The 16,358-nt window shown below is 61.8% G+C and carries 18 protein-coding genes; 7 read left to right on the top strand and 11 right to left on the bottom strand.

Features of this window, described 5'->3' with window-relative positions; all coding sequences use genetic code 11:
• Positions 1-3: 3 nt before the first annotated feature.
• On the bottom strand, positions 4-702 hold the full coding sequence (locus tag OZ428_RS12290; RefSeq protein ID WP_038843913.1) for a glutathione S-transferase N-terminal domain-containing protein: 699 nt from the start codon (positions 700-702) through the stop codon (positions 4-6).
• Positions 703-952: 250 nt separating this feature from the next.
• Here OZ428_RS12290 and OZ428_RS12285 point away from each other — a divergent pair, with 250 nt between their 5' ends.
• Both OZ428_RS12285 and OZ428_RS12280 read left to right on the top strand, forming a co-directional pair.
• The gene (locus OZ428_RS12285) at positions 953-1,654 is read left to right on the top strand and encodes a hypothetical protein (RefSeq protein ID WP_061436099.1); all 702 of its coding nucleotides are present in this window, start codon (positions 953-955) and stop codon (positions 1,652-1,654) included.
• Positions 1,655-1,698: 44 nt separating this feature from the next.
• A complete protein-coding gene (locus tag OZ428_RS12280; protein ID WP_269133506.1) occupies positions 1,699-2,754 on the top strand; it encodes a permease in 1,056 nt (351 codons plus the stop codon).
• On the opposite strand, the gene mnmH is transcribed toward OZ428_RS12280, so the two are convergent.
• The 4 genes from mnmH to OZ428_RS12260 all read right to left on the bottom strand — a co-directional run bounded on the left by mnmH (position 2,744) and on the right by OZ428_RS12260 (position 6,023).
• A complete protein-coding gene (gene mnmH, locus OZ428_RS12275) occupies positions 2,744-3,847 on the bottom strand; it encodes a tRNA 2-selenouridine(34) synthase MnmH (protein ID WP_269133505.1) in 1,104 nt (367 codons plus the stop codon). The genes OZ428_RS12280 and mnmH overlap by 11 nt on opposite strands.
• Positions 3,847-4,881, bottom strand: coding sequence for a selenide, water dikinase SelD (gene selD, locus OZ428_RS12270; protein ID WP_269133504.1), 1,035 nt, complete (start codon positions 4,879-4,881; stop codon positions 3,847-3,849). Before selD ends, mnmH begins: the two co-directional genes overlap by 1 nt.
• A 94-nt stretch (positions 4,882-4,975) precedes the next feature.
• Positions 4,976-5,728, bottom strand: coding sequence for a TerC family protein (locus tag OZ428_RS12265; RefSeq protein ID WP_269133503.1), 753 nt, complete (start codon positions 5,726-5,728; stop codon positions 4,976-4,978).
• A 43-nt stretch (positions 5,729-5,771) separates the two neighbouring features.
• Positions 5,772-6,023 (bottom strand): hypothetical protein, encoded by a 252-nt coding sequence (locus tag OZ428_RS12260; protein WP_033902036.1) that lies wholly within the window; start codon positions 6,021-6,023, stop codon positions 5,772-5,774.
• 134 nt (positions 6,024-6,157) lie between these two features.
• Between OZ428_RS12260 and nhaR the strand changes: the two genes are divergently transcribed.
• Complete coding sequence (nhaR, locus tag OZ428_RS12255) at positions 6,158-7,060, top strand: transcriptional activator NhaR (protein WP_020372645.1); 903 nt, start codon at positions 6,158-6,160, stop codon at positions 7,058-7,060.
• A 4-nt stretch (positions 7,061-7,064) separates the two neighbouring features.
• On the opposite strand, the gene OZ428_RS12250 is transcribed toward nhaR, so the two are convergent.
• Positions 7,065-8,222 carry an MFS transporter gene (locus OZ428_RS12250; protein ID WP_033902035.1) on the bottom strand — a complete coding sequence of 386 codons (1,158 nt, stop codon included), beginning with the start codon at positions 8,220-8,222 and terminating at the stop codon, positions 7,065-7,067.
• 228 nt (positions 8,223-8,450) lie between these two features.
• Here OZ428_RS12250 and sstT point away from each other — a divergent pair, with 228 nt between their 5' ends.
• Entirely contained in the window at positions 8,451-9,671 is a 1,221-nt protein-coding gene (gene sstT, locus OZ428_RS12245; protein ID WP_269133502.1) for a serine/threonine transporter SstT, read from the top strand.
• A 71-nt stretch (positions 9,672-9,742) separates the two neighbouring features.
• Here the strand turns inward: sstT and OZ428_RS12240 are convergent, their stop codons facing one another.
• Positions 9,743-10,252, bottom strand: coding sequence for a DUF1993 domain-containing protein (locus OZ428_RS12240; RefSeq protein ID WP_269133501.1), 510 nt, complete (start codon positions 10,250-10,252; stop codon positions 9,743-9,745).
• A gap of 115 nt (positions 10,253-10,367) precedes the next feature.
• Here OZ428_RS12240 and OZ428_RS12235 point away from each other — a divergent pair, with 115 nt between their 5' ends.
• On the top strand, positions 10,368-11,015 hold the full coding sequence (locus OZ428_RS12235; RefSeq protein ID WP_177114598.1) for a YceH family protein: 648 nt from the start codon (positions 10,368-10,370) through the stop codon (positions 11,013-11,015).
• A 33-nt stretch (positions 11,016-11,048) separates the two neighbouring features.
• Here the strand turns inward: OZ428_RS12235 and OZ428_RS12230 are convergent, their stop codons facing one another.
• The 3 genes from OZ428_RS12230 to OZ428_RS12220 are packed head-to-tail and all read right to left on the bottom strand — an operon-like array spanning position 11,049 to position 13,486.
• Positions 11,049-11,855, bottom strand: a complete 807-nt coding sequence (locus OZ428_RS12230; protein ID WP_269133500.1) for a sulfite exporter TauE/SafE family protein — start codon at positions 11,853-11,855, stop codon at positions 11,049-11,051.
• The gene (locus tag OZ428_RS12225) at positions 11,856-13,100 is read right to left on the bottom strand and encodes an FAD/NAD(P)-binding oxidoreductase (protein WP_269133499.1); all 1,245 of its coding nucleotides are present in this window, start codon (positions 13,098-13,100) and stop codon (positions 11,856-11,858) included.
• Positions 13,101-13,150: 50 nt separating this feature from the next.
• On the bottom strand, positions 13,151-13,486 hold the full coding sequence (locus tag OZ428_RS12220; protein ID WP_005789341.1) for an ArsR/SmtB family transcription factor: 336 nt from the start codon (positions 13,484-13,486) through the stop codon (positions 13,151-13,153).
• A gap of 94 nt (positions 13,487-13,580) precedes the next feature.
• On the opposite strand from OZ428_RS12220, the gene OZ428_RS12215 reads away from it, so the two are divergent.
• The gene (locus tag OZ428_RS12215; RefSeq protein ID WP_269133498.1) at positions 13,581-14,444 is read left to right on the top strand and encodes an MBL fold metallo-hydrolase; all 864 of its coding nucleotides are present in this window, start codon (positions 13,581-13,583) and stop codon (positions 14,442-14,444) included.
• Here the strand turns inward: OZ428_RS12215 and bkdR are convergent.
• Positions 14,441-14,926: a Bkd operon transcriptional regulator BkdR gene (bkdR, locus tag OZ428_RS12210; protein ID WP_010209335.1), complete on the bottom strand. Its 486-nt coding sequence runs from the start codon at positions 14,924-14,926 to the stop codon at positions 14,441-14,443. The two genes, OZ428_RS12215 and bkdR, sit on opposite strands and share 4 nt — an antisense overlap.
• 195 nt (positions 14,927-15,121) lie before the next feature.
• Here bkdR and OZ428_RS12205 point away from each other — a divergent pair, with 195 nt between their 5' ends.
• Positions 15,122-16,357, top strand: coding sequence for a 3-methyl-2-oxobutanoate dehydrogenase (2-methylpropanoyl-transferring) subunit alpha (locus tag OZ428_RS12205; RefSeq protein ID WP_033902028.1), 1,236 nt, complete (start codon positions 15,122-15,124; stop codon positions 16,355-16,357).
• Position 16,358 lies beyond the last annotated feature (1 nt).

Raw genomic sequence — 16,358 nt, 5'->3', positions numbered from 1 at the left:
GCTTCAACTCGGAATACTGAGGCCACGGATCACTGCCGGCCGTGCGACGAAACCGTCCAGCGCGCGCAGCACATTGGGGAAGTCCGCTATGCCCACCAAGTCGCCGGATTCGTAGAAACCGATCAGGTTGCGGATCCACGGAAAGGTCGCGATGTCGGCAATGCTGTACTCGTCGCCCATGATCCAGGTGCGACCCAGCAGGCGTTTCTCCAGTACGTCGAGCAAGCGCCGGGATTCGGCGGCGTAACGGTCACGGGGACGTTTGTCTTCGTAGGCCTTGCCGGCAAATTTGTTGAAGAACCCCAACTGACCAAACATCGGGCCGATACCGCCCATCTGGAACATCAGCCACTGGAGGGTTTCATAACGGGTGGCCGGGTCTTCGGAGAGCAACTGGCTGGTTTTTTCCGCCAGGTAGATCAGGATCGCACCGGACTCGAACAGGGCCAACGGTTGGCCGCTGGGGCCATTGGGGTCGATGATCGCGGGGATCTTGTTGTTGGGGTTCAGGGACAGGAACTCAGGCGATAGCTGGTCCTGGGTCTCAAAGCTGACTTTGTGGGCTTCATAGGGCAGGCCCAGCTCTTCGAGCATGATTGAGACTTTTACCCCGTTGGGCGTCGGCAGCGAGTAGAGTTGCAGGCGCTCGGGATGCTGGGCGGGCCATTTGCTGTTGATCGGAAACGCGGCGAGTGGGTTCATCGCAAGTACCTGGGCAGAAAGCAACCATGATAGTCATCTGCCAAGCGTCCTGCATGGGTCATCAATACGCAACAACCGCTGGCTATTATCCCGCATGGGCGAACCAATAGGCCCGCGGGCACTCTTAAGTGCGCTCAAACGGTGAATGGAGGCAACGCGCTATATCGACAGGGAACACCGCAGGACGCCGGATGCGTCACTGGGGCCGGGCTTGTCCGCCTTAATCCGCTGCACTGAAGACTCGACACTAATGACCATCAAGCCTCTGTGCCTTGCGCTGCGCCTGAAACGATATTCATACATCATGTTGCCGCTGTTGTTGGTAGGCGGTGCTATCGGCCTGACCCTCGAGTCGCGCATCAGCAGCGCCGAGCCAGTGGATGGCGTGCAAACCCTGATCTTCCTGCGCCACGGCGAAAAACCCGCCGGCGGCCTGGGCCAGCTCAATTGCCAAGGCCTCAACCGGGCGATGAACCTGGCCACCCTGCTCCCGGAAAAATTCGGCAAGGCCGACTTCGTCTTCGCCGCCAACCCGACACGAAATGTGGAAGAAGGCGAGCTGGACAATTCCTACAGCTACATTCGCCCACTGATGACCATCAGCCCCAGCGCGATCAAGCTGGGCCTGCCGGTGAACATCAAGTTTTCCGCCAATGACACCAGCGACCTGGCTGACGAGTTGGTGGAAGACAAGTACCACAACGCAACCATCTACACCGCCTGGTCCCACGGTTACTTGCCGGAGCTGATCAACAAGGTGGCAAGCGAAGCGTCGGGCGAAAAGCACACCATCACCGACGACTGGTCCGGCAGCGACTACGACACGTTGTATGTGCTGACGCTGACCTGGCACAACGGCAAGGCTTCGCTGCTGAGCCGCAACTACAAGCAAGGCTTGAACGACGGCGACCAAAGCTGCCCCGAACCGACACAGGTGAGTGCCGATAGCTGACAGCGTATGATGCGCCGCTCTCGACTCATCTGCGGATCATCACCATGCCCAACCTCACCCCTTCCCAGCCCGGCCGTGGCTGGGCGTTCTGGTGGAAGCCTGCGCTGTTCCTGCTGGTCGCCTGCGTCGGGCTCTACTACGTAAAGTGGTCGCCCTACTACCTCAAGGCCTTTGTCGCCGCGGATAGCCACAGCATCGGCGGGTCGATCCTCAACGACCAGCAAAGCGCGCCCCTGGCCGCCGCCCTGGCCTACGCCCAGGTGTATTTCCTGGCGATCTGGAAAGCCGCCGTGCTGGCGGTGATCCTCGGCTCTCTCCTACAAGTGCTGGTTCCACGGGATTGGCTGCTGCGCCTGTTCGGACGTGCCGGGCTCGGCTCGACGTTACGCGGCGGCCTGTTTGCCCTGCCGGGCATGATGTGCAGCTGCTGCGCGGCACCTGTCGCGGCGGGCATGCGCCGCCAGCGGGTATCGGTGGGCGCGGCGTTGGCGTTCTGGATCGCCAACCCGGTGCTCAACCCGGCGACCCTGGTGTTCATGGGCTTTGTGCTGGGCTGGGGCTTCACCGCGCTCCGGCTGGTGGCGGGCATTGTGCTGGTCGTCGGCGTGTCGCTGGTGGCGCAACGTATTGCCGGTCCGGAGCAGGTGCCGGAAGCAGCGCTGGATGCGGTGGCCGAAGCCAGCGTCGTGGAGTCGCAACCGTTCTTGAGTCGCTGGCTGCGCACCTTGTGGCAGCTGTTCTGGAGCACGATTCCGATCTACATCCTGGCAGTATTGATACTGGGCGCGGCGCGGGTGTGGCTGTTTCCCCATGTGGGCGGCGCCATGACCAACAGCCTGGTGTGGCTGGTGCCGCTGGCGATTGTCGGCACGTTGTTCGTGATTCCCACCGCCGCAGAGATCCCTATCGTACAAACCATGATGGCCCTGGGCATGGGCACCGGCCCGGCCGTGGCCTTGCTGATGACCCTGCCCAGCGTGAGCCTGCCGTCGCTGCTGATGCTGCGCAAGGATTTCGATACGCGGGTACTGGTGACGGTGGCCGGGCTGACGATGCTGGTGGGGGTGGCCTGCGGCTTGATCGGCGCCGCTATCCTTTAGCCTGGGCGCGCTCGCGCAGATACGCCACCACGGCGCCCTGCTCGCCCGCAAACTCGATACGTGCGCCTTTGCTTTCACGTTGGAAGGCGTACATCGGGTCGTAATACTCCCGCAAAAGCCCTTCGATCCAGGCCCGGTGCAGGTCTACGGCACCGCTGCGGGCCTGTTCCGCCAGGGCGTCCTGCAGAATCGCCTGCAACCGCTGGTAACGCTCACCGCCCAGGCGCTTGTGGATATTGGCCAGGCTCTGAGTCAGGCGCTCGGCGAACAACGTCTGGCCACGCTCGCCAAACACCTCGACGAACTCCGCACACAAGTCCACGACGTAATCGCGCAGGATCCGCTCGACCCGGCCTTCCACGCGGTCTTCCAGCCACACCATCGGGAACGACTGCATACCCTTGTGCAACGGCAGTGGCAACGCGCAACTGCCGATCATGCGGCTCTCATCCTCGACCACGAACTGCCCGATACCGGCCGCGCGTTTCTTCAGCACGTCCACCGCCAGGCGGTTTTCAAAATCGATAGTGGACGGCTGCGCCGTGGCGCGCTTGCCGAAGCTGGAACCACGATGGTTGGCGTGGCCTTCCAGGTCCAGGGCATTGCGCAATTGACCGAGCACCTCGGTCTTGCCGGTGCCGGTCATGCCGCCCAGCAACACAAAATCACACTGGGCAGCAGCCTGCTCAACGGTCTCCAGCAAGAAGGTGCGCATGGCCTTGTAGCCGCCGCCCACACGCGGGTACTCAACACCCGCCTCGGTCTTCAGCCATTGCTGCACGATCTGCGAACGCAGCCCGCCACGGAAACAGTAGAGGTAGCCATCGGGGTTGGCCTGGGCGAAACGTGCCCAGTGTTCGATGCGCTCGGCCTTGATTGCGCCGGACACCAGTTCATGCCCGAGCACAATGGCCGCCTGTTGGCCTTGCTGTTTGTAGCAGGTGCCAACGCGCTGGCGTTCGTCATCGGTCATCAGCGGCAGATTGACCACGCCTGGAAAGGCGCCCTTGACGAACTCGACCGGCGCACGGGTATCCATCATCGGCCGGTCGTTGAGAAAGATGTCGCGGTAGTCGGTGATATCAGTCGCCATCAAATCACCTCAACCGCGTGGGTCTGTCGCTCGACCAGTTCGCCGATAGGTTTCAGGACCAGGCCCAGCTCAGCCGCCACCCTGTGGAATTCAGCGTCGCCGTCTGGCGTGACGGCGATCAACAGGCCGCCGCTGGTCTGCGGGTCGCACAGCACACGCTTGTGCAATTCCTGAAGACGTCCGAGTTTGCTTGAATAGCTGTCGAAGTTGCGCAAGGTGCCACCGGGCATGCAGCCCTGATCCAGGTAGTCTTCGATCCCGGCCAAGCGTGGGACATTGCTGTATTCGATGCGCGCCGTCAGGCCGCTGCCATCGGCCATTTCCACCAAGTGGCCCAACAGCCCGAAACCGGTGACATCGGTCATCGCCGTCACCCCCGTCAACTTGCCAAAACTGCTGCCGGGCTTGTTCAGGGTGCACATCCAGTCCCGGGCCAGGCCGATATCCGCTTCGCGCAATTTGCCCTTCTTCTCGGCGGTGGTGAGGATGCCGATGCCCAGCGGCTTGGTCAGGTATAGCCGGCAGCCGGCGGTGGCGGTGTCGTTGCGCTTCATATGGCGCTTTTGCACGAGGCCGGTCACTGCCAGCCCGAAGATCGGCTCCGGGGCGTCGATCGAGTGGCCGCCCGCCAGGGGAATACCGGCTTCGTCGCACACGGAACGGCCGCCACGGATCACTTCGCGGGCAATCTCCGGCGCCAGCACATTCACCGGCCACCCCAGAATGGCGATGGCCATCAACGGATCGCCACCCATGGCGTAGATGTCGCTGATGGCGTTGGTGGCGGCAATCCGGCCGAAATCGAAGGGGTCATCGACAATCGGCATGAAAAAGTCGGTGGTGGAGACCACGCCGCGCTCATCGTCAATGGCGTACACCGCCGCATCGTCGCGTGAAGCGTTGCCCACCCACAGCTTGGGGTCGAGGTGCTGTGCGCCGCTGCCGGCAAGGATCACCTCCAATACCTGGGGCGATATCTTGCAGCCACACCCCGCGCCGTGACTGTACTGGGTAAGACGAATCGGCTCGTTCATGTAGGACCTCACGCTATCAAGTGCGCGAATTCTAACAGACAGCAAAAGGCCGGCTGGACTCTTGTGAGTACAGCCGGCCTTTTGGTTTCAGCCGTTATTGCCGGGCAGCCAGCAAACGCTTGTGACGGTTACGGCGGGCAATGTTCAAACATTCAATCGCCGCCGAGAACGCCATGGCTGCGTACACGTAGCCTTTAGGCACATGAGCGCCGAAGCCTTCGGCGATCAACGTCATACCGATCATGATCAGGAAGCCCAGGGCCAACATCACCACGGTCGGGTTGTCGTTGATGAACTTGGCCAACGGCTCGGCCGCCATCAGCATCACGATCACCGAGGTCACGACGGCGATGATCATGATCGGCAAATGCTCGGTCATGCCCACGGCGGTGATGATGCTGTCGATGGAGAACACCAGGTCGAGCAACAGGATCTGGCCAATGGCCGCGGCAAAACCGATGGCCACGACGTTGCCAGCGCTGGTTTCCTTCTCTTCCGGCTCCGGGTCCATGCTGTGATGGATCTCGGTGGTTGCCTTCCACACCAGGAACAGGCCACCGGCGATCAGGATCATGTCCTTCCACGAGAACGCCTGGCCAAACACTTCGAACACCGGCGCGGTCAACTGCACGATGAACGCGATGGTGCTCAACAGGCCCAGACGCAACACCAACGCCATGCTGATACCAATGCGTCGTGCCTTGGCCCGATGCTGCTCCGGCAGCTTGTTGGTGAGGATCGAGATGAAGATCAGGTTATCGATACCCAGCACGATCTCCATAACGATCAAGGTCGCCAGGGCAACCCAGGCGGTGGGGCTGGCGGCCAGTTGTAAAAGGTAATCCATAGGTCAGTCCTGACGTTCTTCGTGAATAAAAAGTGCGGGGAAATTAGGCTTCTTTGCTAGAAGATTCGCTTTCTTTGTCTTCCTGATCATCCTTTTTCTGCGGGTTGATCAGGCCGTTGGTCGCTTCACTCAATGCCTGCTCGGCGGCCTTGTGGGTGTCATCGATGGCTTGCTTGGCCGATTCAGTGGCTTTGCCCAGCACCTGCTGCGCGCTTTTCTCGACCTGATCGCAGCCGCTGATCACTACCAATGAAAGCGCAAGCAACGATGCCGCGCCCAGGGAATTGAGTTTCATGATGTCTTCCTCGTTAGAACCATTGGGTCCAAATAGTGGCCCCGCGATAGCGAGGCATTCTATGCAGCTGAACAGTTCAGGAAAATTCGTATTTTTCTCGCGTATACTTCGGTTTTCACGAAGTGATGGTCGTCATGCTCAATTATCGACAACTGCACTACTTCTGGGTAGTGGCCAAGACCGGCAGCATCGTGCGTGCGTGTGAGCAGCTTAACCTCACGCCCCAGACCATCAGCGGGCAGATCAGCCTGTTGGAGCAAACCTTTGGTATCGCGCTGTTTCAGCGCGTCGGCCGCCAGCTGGAACTGACCGAAGCCGGGCGCCAGGCCCTGCCCTACGCCGAGCAGATGTTCCAGACCGGCAATGAATTGGAGGCCATGCTGCGCGCGCAGCCCGATGAACAGCAGATCCTGTTCCGCGTCGGCGTGGCGGATGTGGTGCCCAAGTCCATCGTTTATCGGCTGATCGCGCCGACCATGGAGTTGAGCGAGCCGATCCGCATCACCTGCCGCGAAGACAAACTCGAACGCCTGCTGGCCGACCTGGCCATCCAGCGCCTGGACCTGGTGATTTCCGACAGCCCCATGCCCACGCACCTGGACATCAAGGGCTACAGCCAGAAGTTGGGGGAATGTGGCATCAGCTTTTTCGCCACCCAGGCGTTGGCTGACGCCTACGGCGGAGATTTCCCACAGTGCCTGCACGGCGCGCCGCTGTTGATTCCAGGCGCGGAAACCGTGGTGCGCAGCCGTTTGCAGCGTTGGTTTGCCGAACAGCAGATCCAGCCGAAGATCATCGGTGAGTTCGACGATAGCGCCTTGATGCAGGCCTTCGGCCAATCCGGCAGCGGGATTTTTATCGCCCCCAGCGTGATTGCCGATGAGGTGGTCCGACAGTACGGCGTGGCGCTGATTGGCCAGACCGTGGCGGTGACCGAGTCGTTCTACGCGATCTCGGTGGAGCGCAAGGTCAAGCACCCCGGCATCGTGGCGATTACCGAAGGTGCCAGGCGCGAGTTGTTCACCACCCTGCCCTGACGGCTCAGGCCTGGGAGGCGACCGGTTGCTTGGCGGTCATCAGCCACAAGGCCAGCAGGATCGACACCAGGATAAACCCGGAAGCGGCAAAACCCAGGCTGCCCAGGCCAAGGGTGTCGATCACATGGCCGCCCACCAGGGCGCCCAGGCCAATCCCCAGGTTGGCCCCGGCGATGTTCAGCGACGCGGCAAATGCCGGCGCATGGGGTGCGGCCTTCATCAAGCGCACATGGCTGACCAGAAACATCGCCGCCTGGGTCACGCCCCACACGGCCATCGCCGCCGCCAGGCCAAGGGTGGAATGGATCGCCGGCACCAGCGCCACCATGCCCGCAATCATGAAGCCGCAAAACACCATCGACGCGATCAACGGGTGACGATCCACCGCACGCCCGCCCAACGAATTGCCAATCAGCCCGACCGCACCGAAGCCCATCAGGCACCAGCCCACCAACGTACCGTCGAAACCGGCCAGGCGCTCGAGAATATCCGCCAAATAGGTGTACGCCGTGAACATGCCGCTGAACACCAGGATCGACAGCAAGATATGGCCCTGCATCAATGGGTTGCGCAGGATCTTGAACTGCGAGCGCAGCGTCACTTCAGCGTTCTTCGGCTGGGTCACCGGCAGGTAGATAAACAGCAGCAAGGCCTTGGCCAAAGCCACCACCGCGAGGATGGCAAACGCGCTGCGCCAGCCGAACATATCGGAAATCAGCGTGCCCACCGGAATGCCGAAGACCGTGGCACACACGATCCCGAAGCCGATCTTCTCGATGGCACGCCCGGCGAACTCGGGGCCGACAATGTCCACCGCCGTTTCGCTGGCCAAGGCCCAGAACACCGGCAGGCCCAGGGCCGGGATCAACCGCGCAACGGCCATCACCCAGATATTCGGTGCCAGCGCCGCCACGGTATTGGCCACGCCGAACATGATCAGGATGCTGATAAACAGCCGCTTGCGTGGGAAACGCGCGCAGTAGGCCGTCAGAAACGGCCCAAAGGCCGCCACGGTAAACGCAAACAAGGTCACCAGCAGCCCGGCCTGGGACACACTCACATTCAGGTCCCGGGCGATGGACGGCAGCAGGCCGACGATGACGAATTCCGTGGTCAGCACGGTAAAGCCGGCGGCCGACAGCAGCAGGATAGGAAACAACATGAAAACTCCAGAAACGACGACATCAACGACAACCCAAAGGGCGCGCTGAAGGATAGGAAAGATGAGAGGACGGAATGTTAACAGGATTTTGCAAAGACTGGGGCAGGCGGGTGACGCAATGCCGCACCGCCGAGGACATTTCCTACAGCGTGCTAGACTTCGCGATCCGCGTCCTACAGCCCTTTCTGCCTGTGCCGCCGTGCCTCCAAAAACCAGAGACAAGTGTTTATGACTGCTGCCCCTTCCCTCCTGCAACGACTGGCCCGCGTCAGCCTGGTCACGCAAATCGTCATCGGCCTGATCGCCGGCATCCTGCTGGCCTTGCTGTTGCCCGAGGCGGCCAAGGCTACCGGGTTTATCGGCAAGGTGTTCGTCGCCGCGCTCAAGGCCGTGGCGCCGATTTTGGTGTTTGTGCTGGTGATGGCGTCGATCGCCAACCATAAGCACGGCCAGGAAACCCACATCAAGCCGATCCTGTTCCTCTACCTGCTGGGCACCTTTGCCGCCGCCGTGGTCGCGGTGATTGCGAGCATGTGGTTCCCCTCCTCGCTGGTGCTGGCAACCCATGACGCAACGGTGACCGCGCCCGGCGGCATTGGTGAAGTGCTGCAAAGCCTGCTGTTGAGTGTGGTGGATAACCCGGTCAGCGCACTGATGAATGCCAACTTCATCGGCATCCTGGCCTGGGCCATCGGCATGGGCGTAGCCATTCGCCATGCCGGCGAGACCACGCGCACCGTGCTCGACGACCTGTCCAACGGCGTCACACTGATCGTACGGGTGGTGATTCGCTTTGCGCCGCTGGGCATTTTTGGCCTGGTGGCTTCGACCCTGGCCACTTCCGGCTTCGGCGCCCTGCTCGGCTACGCCCACCTGCTGGTGGTGCTGATCGGCTGCATGCTGTTCGTGGCGCTGGCGGTCAACCCGGCCATCGTGTTCTGGAAACTGCGCCGCAACCCGTACCCCTTGGTGCTGATGTGCCTGCGCGAAAGTGGGATCACCGCGTTCTTCACCCGCAGTTCGGCGGCGAACATCCCGGTCAACCTGGCCTTGAGCAAACGCCTAGGCCTGCATGAGGACACCTACTCGGTGTCGATCCCGCTCGGTGCCACCATCAATATGGCCGGCGCCGCGATCACCATTACCGTGTTGACCCTGGCCGCCGTACACACCTTGGGTATCGCCGTCGACCTGCCCACCGCCGTGCTGCTCAGCGTGGTCGCGGCCGTCTGCGCCTGCGGTGCTTCCGGCGTGGCGGGCGGTTCGCTGCTATTGATCCCATTGGCGTGCAGCCTGTTTGGCATTCCCAGCGAGATCGCCATGCAAGTCGTCGCCGTGGGTTTCATCATTGGCGTGCTGCAGGATTCGGCGGAAACCGCGCTGAATTCGTCCACCGATGTGCTGTTCACCGCTGCCGCTTGCCTGGGCAAGGAAGAGCAGCCGGCTTAAAACAGCCAGCCACAAAAAAGCCCGGGGTCGTTCACTGAAGAACGACCCCGGGCTTTTTTATGACTGGAAGCTTAGAAAGCGCCCATGTAATCACGCTTGCCCACTTCCACGCCGTTGTGGCGCAGCAGCGCGTAGGCAGTGGTGACGTGGAAGAAGAACTGCGGCAGGCCGTAGGTCAGCAGGTAGGACTGGCCACTGAAGCGCTTCTCTTTCGGCGTGCCTGGGCGAGTGACGATCTCGATGCCTTCCTTGCCGTCGACTTGCTCGGGCTTGATGGTGTCGACAAAGGCCAACACCTTGGTGATCAGCGCTTGCAGGTCGGCGAAGGTGACTTCGGTATCTTCATATTTCGGCACTTCGATCTCAGCCAGGCGTGCGGAAACGCCCTTGGCGAAGTCGACGGCGATCTGCACCTGGCGCACCAGTTGGAACATGTCCGGGAACAGGCGTGCTTGCAGCAAGGCGTTCGGCTCGATGTTCTTGGCGGTGGCGTGGGCTTCGGCCTTGGCCAGCACACCGCTCAGGGCGGTGAGCATTTGCTTGAAGACGGGGATGGAGGCGGCGTACAGGGAAATAGTCATGGCAGTCTCTGGGTAATGTCACGGTTTGAACCAGCGGCGATTATAGCCCTGCCCGCCGCTTGTCTTTTATTTTTTCCGGCTTACGCTAGGCACTTCACTGCATAGGGAAAGCGCGATGACCGCCGAGCACGACACCGAGACCCCTGAGCCGCGCCTGAACAGCACGGAAATCCGCATCCTGGGCTGCCTGATCGAGAAACAGGCGACCAACCCGGAAACCTATCCCCTGACCCTCAATGCCCTGGTCCTGGCCTGCAACCAAAAGACCAGCCGCGAGCCGGTCATGAACCTCAGCCAGGGCCAGGTCGGTCAGAGCCTGCGTGCGCTGGAAGGCCAGGGCTTTACCCGCCTGGTGATGGGCAGCCGTGCCGATCGCTGGGAACATCGCGTGGACAAGGCGCTGGAGCTGGTGCCGGCCCAGGTGATCCTCACCGGGCTGTTGTTCTTGCGAGGACCGCAGACCGTCAATGAGCTGCTGACCCGCAGCGGACGCATGCATGACTTCGAAGACGCCGAGCAGGTGGTGCATCAACTGGAGCGCTTGATTGCCCGCGGGCTGGCGTTGCTGGTGCCGCGCCAGGCCGGGCAGCGCGAAGACCGCTACACCCATGCGCTGGGCGATCCGGCGGACATCGAGACGATCCTCGCGGCACGGGGCAACCCCGTGGAACGCGGGGCTGGCGTTTCGGCGGACCGGATCGAAGAACTGGAAGCGCGCATTGCAGCGCTTGAAGAGCGCCTGGCCCAGTTGGAACAGGGCTGAGGGTGCTGCGCAGCAAGCGCCCTCGCCACCGTTTCAGCGCAAGGCGTTAACTAGCATTCCAATCGCCACCAGTACACACAGGCTGGCAAACCCCACTTGCAAGATACGGGCGGGAATCACCGAGCACAGGCGTCGGCCGGCGAGCATGCCGACGATGCTTGCGCCGATAAACACCCAGCCCACCGGTTCGATGCGCACACCGGCATGGAATGCACCGGCCACGCCGACCAGCGAGAGCAGGCTGATCACCATCAGGGACGTGGCGACGATGCCGCGCATCTGCACATCGGTGAGTTGCTTGAACGCCGGCACGATCAGGAAGCCACCGCCAACCCCCAGCAGGCCGGATACCGCACCGGTCACCGCGCCGAGGGCGGCCAGGGTCGCGCTGCATTTGGCGGTCCAGGCGAAGCGTCCGGTCTGCTGATCGAGCATGCAGTTCTTCTGGCCCCAGGACGCCGTGCCATGGTCACTCGGCCCGGCCTCGCGTTTTTCACGCTGCAACATGCGCCAAGCCACCAGCACCATCAACGCGCTGAACAGCACCATCAACAGCGCTTCCGGCAGTTGGTGGGCGAGAAACACACCCACTGGCGAAAACAGCGCGCCGAGCAAAGCGATCAGCAGCGCAGCGCGGTAACGCACCAGGCCATGACGCAAACCGTCGATCGCTCCCACGGCTGCTGCCGCGCCGACGGCGAGCAACGACACCGGCGCGGCCTGGGTCATGCTCAGGCCCAACCCCAACACCAGCGCCGGCACCCCGAGGATGCCGCCGCCCGCACCGGTCAGGCCCATGACCAGGCCCATCAATAACCCCAACACACTGGCCAGCAGCATTCAGTCCACCTTGCTCAGGCGGGTCAGCCACTCGCGGCCCTTGAGCATGCCGTTCCAGTAGAACCACGGCAACAAGGTGGCCTTGAGGAACCACATCGAACGCCGCGCCTGGGTCGGGTCCAGGGGAAAGGTCGGCAGCAACTTGCCGCCGTAGCCGAACTCGGCCAGCACCACCTTGCCCTTCTCCACCGTCAGCGGGCAGGAACCGTAGCCATCGTACTTGAGCGGCAGCGGCGCCTGTTTGCGCAGGGCCAGCAGGTTCTCGGCGACCACCACGATCTGCTTGCGCACCGCCGCGGCAGTCTTGGCGTTGGTGGTGCCGCACACATCGCCCAGGCCGAAGATGTGCGGGTAACGCAGGTGTTGCAGGCTGTGGGGGTTCACTTCGCACCAGCCGGCGGCGTCGGCCAGCGGGCTTTGGCGGATGAAGTCCGGGGAGACTTGCGGTGGGACAACGTGCAGCAGGTCGAAGGATTTTTCTTCAACACGCGCAGTACCTTCGGCGTCCTTCACTTCGAACCAGGCCTTGCGTGCCGGACCATCGACTTTCACCAGGTTGGCGTTGAACGCCAGGCGGGCGTTGTACTTCTCCACGTATTTCATCAACGGCGGCACGAAGGTCGCCACGCCGAACAGCGCGGCACCGGCCAGGTTGAATTCGACGTCGATGTTTTTCAGCACGCCCTGCTTGAGCCAGTGATCGCAGGACAAATACAGGGCCTTTTGCGGCGCGCCCGCGCATTTGATCGGCATGGCCGGCTGAGTAAAGATCGCCTTGCCGCCCTTGAGTTGCTGCACCAACTGCCAGGTGTAGGCGGCGTGCTGGTAGCTGTAGTTGGACGTGACGCCATGCTTGCCGAGGGTGTCTTGCAGGCCTTCGATCTTCTCCCACGCCAGGCGCAGGCCGGGGCAGACGACAAGGTTTTGCCAACTGACACGCTGGCCGCTGTCAAGGATCAGGGTCTGCTCGTCAGGCAGAACTTCGGTGACGGCGGCTTGCACCCAGGTAACGCCGTTGGGCAATACATCAGCCAGCGGACGACGGGTCTTTTTCAGGTCATAGGCGCCGCCGCCCACCAGGGTCCAGGCGGGCTGGTAGCAATGATGGTCGCTCGGTTCGATCAGGATGATATTCAGGTGCGGGTCGCGCTTGAGCAGGCTGGCCAGCAGGCCAATGCCCGCCGAGCCGCCGCCGATGACTACGATGTCGCCACTGATGGTTGGGCCCCAGTGTTGGTCGGTCATGGTCTATCGCCTTTGTCATACATGCACACAAGGGTCGCTGCCGGATGGCGTCACGCCCAGCTTTTTATGACCGCGCCGCAGTACAGCCCGGACAGGGTCTTCATTACTTGAATCACTTCGTGGCTGGCCAGCCCGTAGAAGATGTATTTACCTTCCCGACGGGTGGCGACCAACCCTTCGTCGCGCAAAATGCCCAACTGTTGTGACAGCGTGGGCTGGCGCACGCCGGTCAGGGCTTCCAGCTCACCGACATTGCGCTCGCCTTGGGTCAACTGGCACAGGATCAACAAACGGTCCTCATTGGCCAGGGCCTTGAGCAAGGAACAGGCCTTGGACGCCGATGCGCGCAACTGGGCGACTTCGCCCTCACTCAGAGTAGATTCCATTTGCCTCGGGTCCTTTTTGTCACTTAAGCTCAAAACATTATGTGAAAACGTAAACTGATTGTAACTACTTTTTTCTTCATCCGGGACAACCGCCATGCCAGCGCTGATCCAAGCCTTTCTGGACGAGGCATCGTCGACCTACACCTACGTCGTTTATGAAGCCGATGGCGGCCCCTGCGCCATCGTCGATTCAGTGCTCAACTACGACCCGGCCTCGGGGCGCACCGACACGCGGCAGGCCGACAAGGTCATCGCCTTCGTGCGCGAACACAGCTTGCAGGTGCAATGGTTGCTGGAAACCCACGCCCACGCTGATCACTTGTCCGCCGCGCCTTACCTGCGCCGCACCTTGGGCGGCAAGATCGCCATCGGGCAGTCCATCAGCAAAGTACAGGGTGTGTTCAAGAACCTGTTCAACCTGGAGCCGGAATTTCGCGTAGATGGCTCGCAGTTCGATCATCTGTTCGCGCCGGATGAGGTGTTTCACATCGGCACGATCAAGGCCCAGGCCCTGCATGTACCTGGACATACCCCGGCGGACATGGCCTACCTGATCGACGACCGGTTGATCCTGGTGGGCGACACGCTGTTCATGCCGGATGTCGGCACGGCGCGCTGTGATTTCCCCGGCGGCGATGCGCGGCAGTTGTATGCGTCGATGCGCAAGTTGCTGGCCTTTCCGTTCGAAACCGAACTGTACGTCTGCCACGACTACCCGCCCGAAGGCCGTGAGGCAAAATGCCGGACCACGGTGGCCGAGCAGCGCGCGGGGAATATCCATGTGCATGACGGCGTGGATGAAGCCACGTTTGTCGAGATGCGCACCACGCGCGACGCAGGGCTGGGGATGCCGACGCTGTTGCTGCCGGCGATCCAGGTGAATGTACGGGCGGGGAATATGCCGCCGGCGGAGGATAACGGGGTGGTGTACCTGAAGATTCCGGTCAACCGCCTCTAACCCAGGTTGATGCCGTTGGCCGGTAGCGGCAATGCGGTTTTATAGCGCACTTGCTTGAGGGCGAAGCTCGACCGGATGTTCGCCACCCCCGGCACCTTGGTCAAAAAGTCCATCATGAAACGCTCCAGCGACTGGATCGTCGGCACCAGCACCCGGATCAGGTAGTCCGGGTCGCCGGCCATCAGGTAACACTCCATCACCTCGGGCCGGTCGGAGATCGCGCCTTCGAACTGCTGCAATGCCAGTTCATTCTGCTTTTCCAGGCTCACGTGGATGAACACGTTGACGTGCAGCCCCAGCAAATCAGCGTCGAGCAGCGTGACCTGGTCACGGATCAAGCCCAACTCTTCCATCGCTTTCACCCGGTTGAAACACGGCGTGGGCGACAGGTTCACCGAGCGGGCCAGGTCGGCGTTGGTGATGCGGGCGTTCTCCTGCAGGGCGTTGAGAATGCCGATATCGGTACGGTCCAGTTTGCGCATGAGACAAAATCACCTGTTTATTATGTTTATGCAGTTTTTTTATCCGCAAATGATCCTGAGCGCAATGAAACACAGATAAATATTCTTCTACGCCCCGCCTATGATTGTTGTAGGACAAGATTTCTCCTATCCGGAGGCTGACTGTCAGCTAGCGCGCCCACTACAAGAAATTCACAAGATAGAGCGTAGAAAGCCATGACCCAGCAGTATGAACCGCTGCGCCTGCACGTCCCTGAACCCTCGGGCCGCCCAGGCTGCAAGACCGACTTCACCTACCTGCGCCTGACTGACGCAGGTCTAGTGCGCAAACCCGCCATCGACGTAGAACCCGCCGACACCGCCGACCTGGCCAAGGGCCTGATCCGCGTGCTCGACGACCAGGGCCAGGCCCTCGGCCCGTGGGCCGAAGGCGTCCCGGTCGAGATCCTGCGCAAAGGCATGCGCGCCATGCTCAAGACGCGCATTTTCGACAACCGCATGGTGGTCGCCCAACGTCAGAAAAAAATGTCGTTCTACATGCAAAGCCTTGGCGAAGAAGCCATCGGCAGCGCCCAGGCCCTGGCCTTGAACATCGACGACATGTGCTTCCCCACCTACCGCCAGCAAAGCATCCTGATGGCCCGCGAAGTGCCGCTGGTGGACCTGATCTGCCAACTGCTGTCCAACGAGCGTGATCCGCTCAAGGGCCGCCAGTTGCCGATCATGTACTCGGTAAAAGACGCCGGTTTCTTCACCATTTCCGGCAACCTCGCCACCCAATTCGTACAGGGCGTGGGCTGGGGCATGGCGTCGGCGATCAAGGGCGATACCAAGATTGCCTCGGCCTGGATCGGCGACGGCGCCACCGCCGAATCCGACTTCCACACCGCCCTCACCTTCGCCCACGTGTACCGGGCGCCAGTGATCCTCAACGTGGTCAACAACCAGTGGGCCATCTCCACCTTCCAGGCGATTGCCGGCGGTGAAGCCACGACCTTCGCCGGACGCGGCGTCGGTTGCGGCATCGCCTCCCTGCGCGTGGACGGCAACGACTTTATCGCGGTGTACGCCGCCTCCGCCTGGGCCGCCGAGCGTGCGCGCCGCAACCTGGGCCCGACGCTGATCGAATGGGTCACTTACCGCGCCGGCCCGCATTCCACTTCGGATGATCCATCGAAATACCGCCCCGCCGACGACTGGAGCCACTTCCCCCTGGGCGACCCGATTGCCCGCCTCAAGCAGCACCTGATCAAGATTGGCCAGTGGTCCGAAGAGGAACACGCGGCGGTCAGTGCCGAACTGGAAGCAGAAGTGGTCAAGGCCCAGAAAGAAGCCGAACAGTACGGCACCCTGGCCGGTGGCCAGATTCCAAGCGCCGCGACCATGTTCGAAGACGTCTACAAAGAGATGCCGGAGCATTTGAAGCGCCAGCGTCAAGAGCTGGGGGTCTGAC

The sequence above is a fragment of the Pseudomonas sp. GXZC genome (assembly GCF_026967615.1).
Classification (GTDB): Bacteria; Pseudomonadota; Gammaproteobacteria; order Pseudomonadales; family Pseudomonadaceae; genus Aquipseudomonas; species Aquipseudomonas azotoformans_A.
This window is presented reverse-complemented; position numbering and strand designations above follow the sequence as displayed.

Excerpts from the sequence above, each read along its gene's own strand:
- OZ428_RS12235 (WP_177114598.1), top strand. The coding sequence starts at position 10,368 with ATGACCGCCGAGCACGACACCGAGACCCCTGAGCCGCGCCTGAACAGC.
- OZ428_RS12215 (WP_269133498.1), top strand. The coding sequence starts at position 13,581 with ATGCCAGCGCTGATCCAAGCCTTTCTGGACGAGGCATCGTCGACCTAC.
- OZ428_RS12280 (WP_269133506.1), top strand. The coding sequence starts at position 1,699 with ATGCCCAACCTCACCCCTTCCCAGCCCGGCCGTGGCTGGGCGTTCTGG.
- OZ428_RS12290 (WP_038843913.1), bottom strand. The coding sequence starts at position 702 with ATGAACCCACTCGCCGCGTTTCCGATCAACAGCAAATGGCCCGCCCAG.
- nhaR (WP_020372645.1), top strand. The coding sequence starts at position 6,158 with ATGCTCAATTATCGACAACTGCACTACTTCTGGGTAGTGGCCAAGACC.
- OZ428_RS12230 (WP_269133500.1), bottom strand. The coding sequence starts at position 11,855 with ATGCTGCTGGCCAGTGTGTTGGGGTTATTGATGGGCCTGGTCATGGGC.
- OZ428_RS12240 (WP_269133501.1), bottom strand. The coding sequence starts at position 10,252 with ATGACTATTTCCCTGTACGCCGCCTCCATCCCCGTCTTCAAGCAAATG.
- OZ428_RS12285 (WP_061436099.1), top strand. The coding sequence starts at position 953 with ATGACCATCAAGCCTCTGTGCCTTGCGCTGCGCCTGAAACGATATTCA.
- sstT (WP_269133502.1), top strand. The coding sequence starts at position 8,451 with ATGACTGCTGCCCCTTCCCTCCTGCAACGACTGGCCCGCGTCAGCCTG.
- OZ428_RS12250 (WP_033902035.1), bottom strand. The coding sequence starts at position 8,222 with ATGTTGTTTCCTATCCTGCTGCTGTCGGCCGCCGGCTTTACCGTGCTG.
- OZ428_RS12265 (WP_269133503.1), bottom strand. The coding sequence starts at position 5,728 with ATGGATTACCTTTTACAACTGGCCGCCAGCCCCACCGCCTGGGTTGCC.
- OZ428_RS12260 (WP_033902036.1), bottom strand. The coding sequence starts at position 6,023 with ATGAAACTCAATTCCCTGGGCGCGGCATCGTTGCTTGCGCTTTCATTG.
- OZ428_RS12220 (WP_005789341.1), bottom strand. The coding sequence starts at position 13,486 with ATGGAATCTACTCTGAGTGAGGGCGAAGTCGCCCAGTTGCGCGCATCG.
- selD (WP_269133504.1), bottom strand. The coding sequence starts at position 4,881 with ATGAACGAGCCGATTCGTCTTACCCAGTACAGTCACGGCGCGGGGTGT.
- OZ428_RS12225 (WP_269133499.1), bottom strand. The coding sequence starts at position 13,100 with ATGACCGACCAACACTGGGGCCCAACCATCAGTGGCGACATCGTAGTC.
- bkdR (WP_010209335.1), bottom strand. The coding sequence starts at position 14,926 with ATGCGCAAACTGGACCGTACCGATATCGGCATTCTCAACGCCCTGCAG.
- mnmH (WP_269133505.1), bottom strand. The coding sequence starts at position 3,847 with ATGGCGACTGATATCACCGACTACCGCGACATCTTTCTCAACGACCGG.
- OZ428_RS12205 (WP_033902028.1), top strand. The coding sequence starts at position 15,122 with ATGACCCAGCAGTATGAACCGCTGCGCCTGCACGTCCCTGAACCCTCG.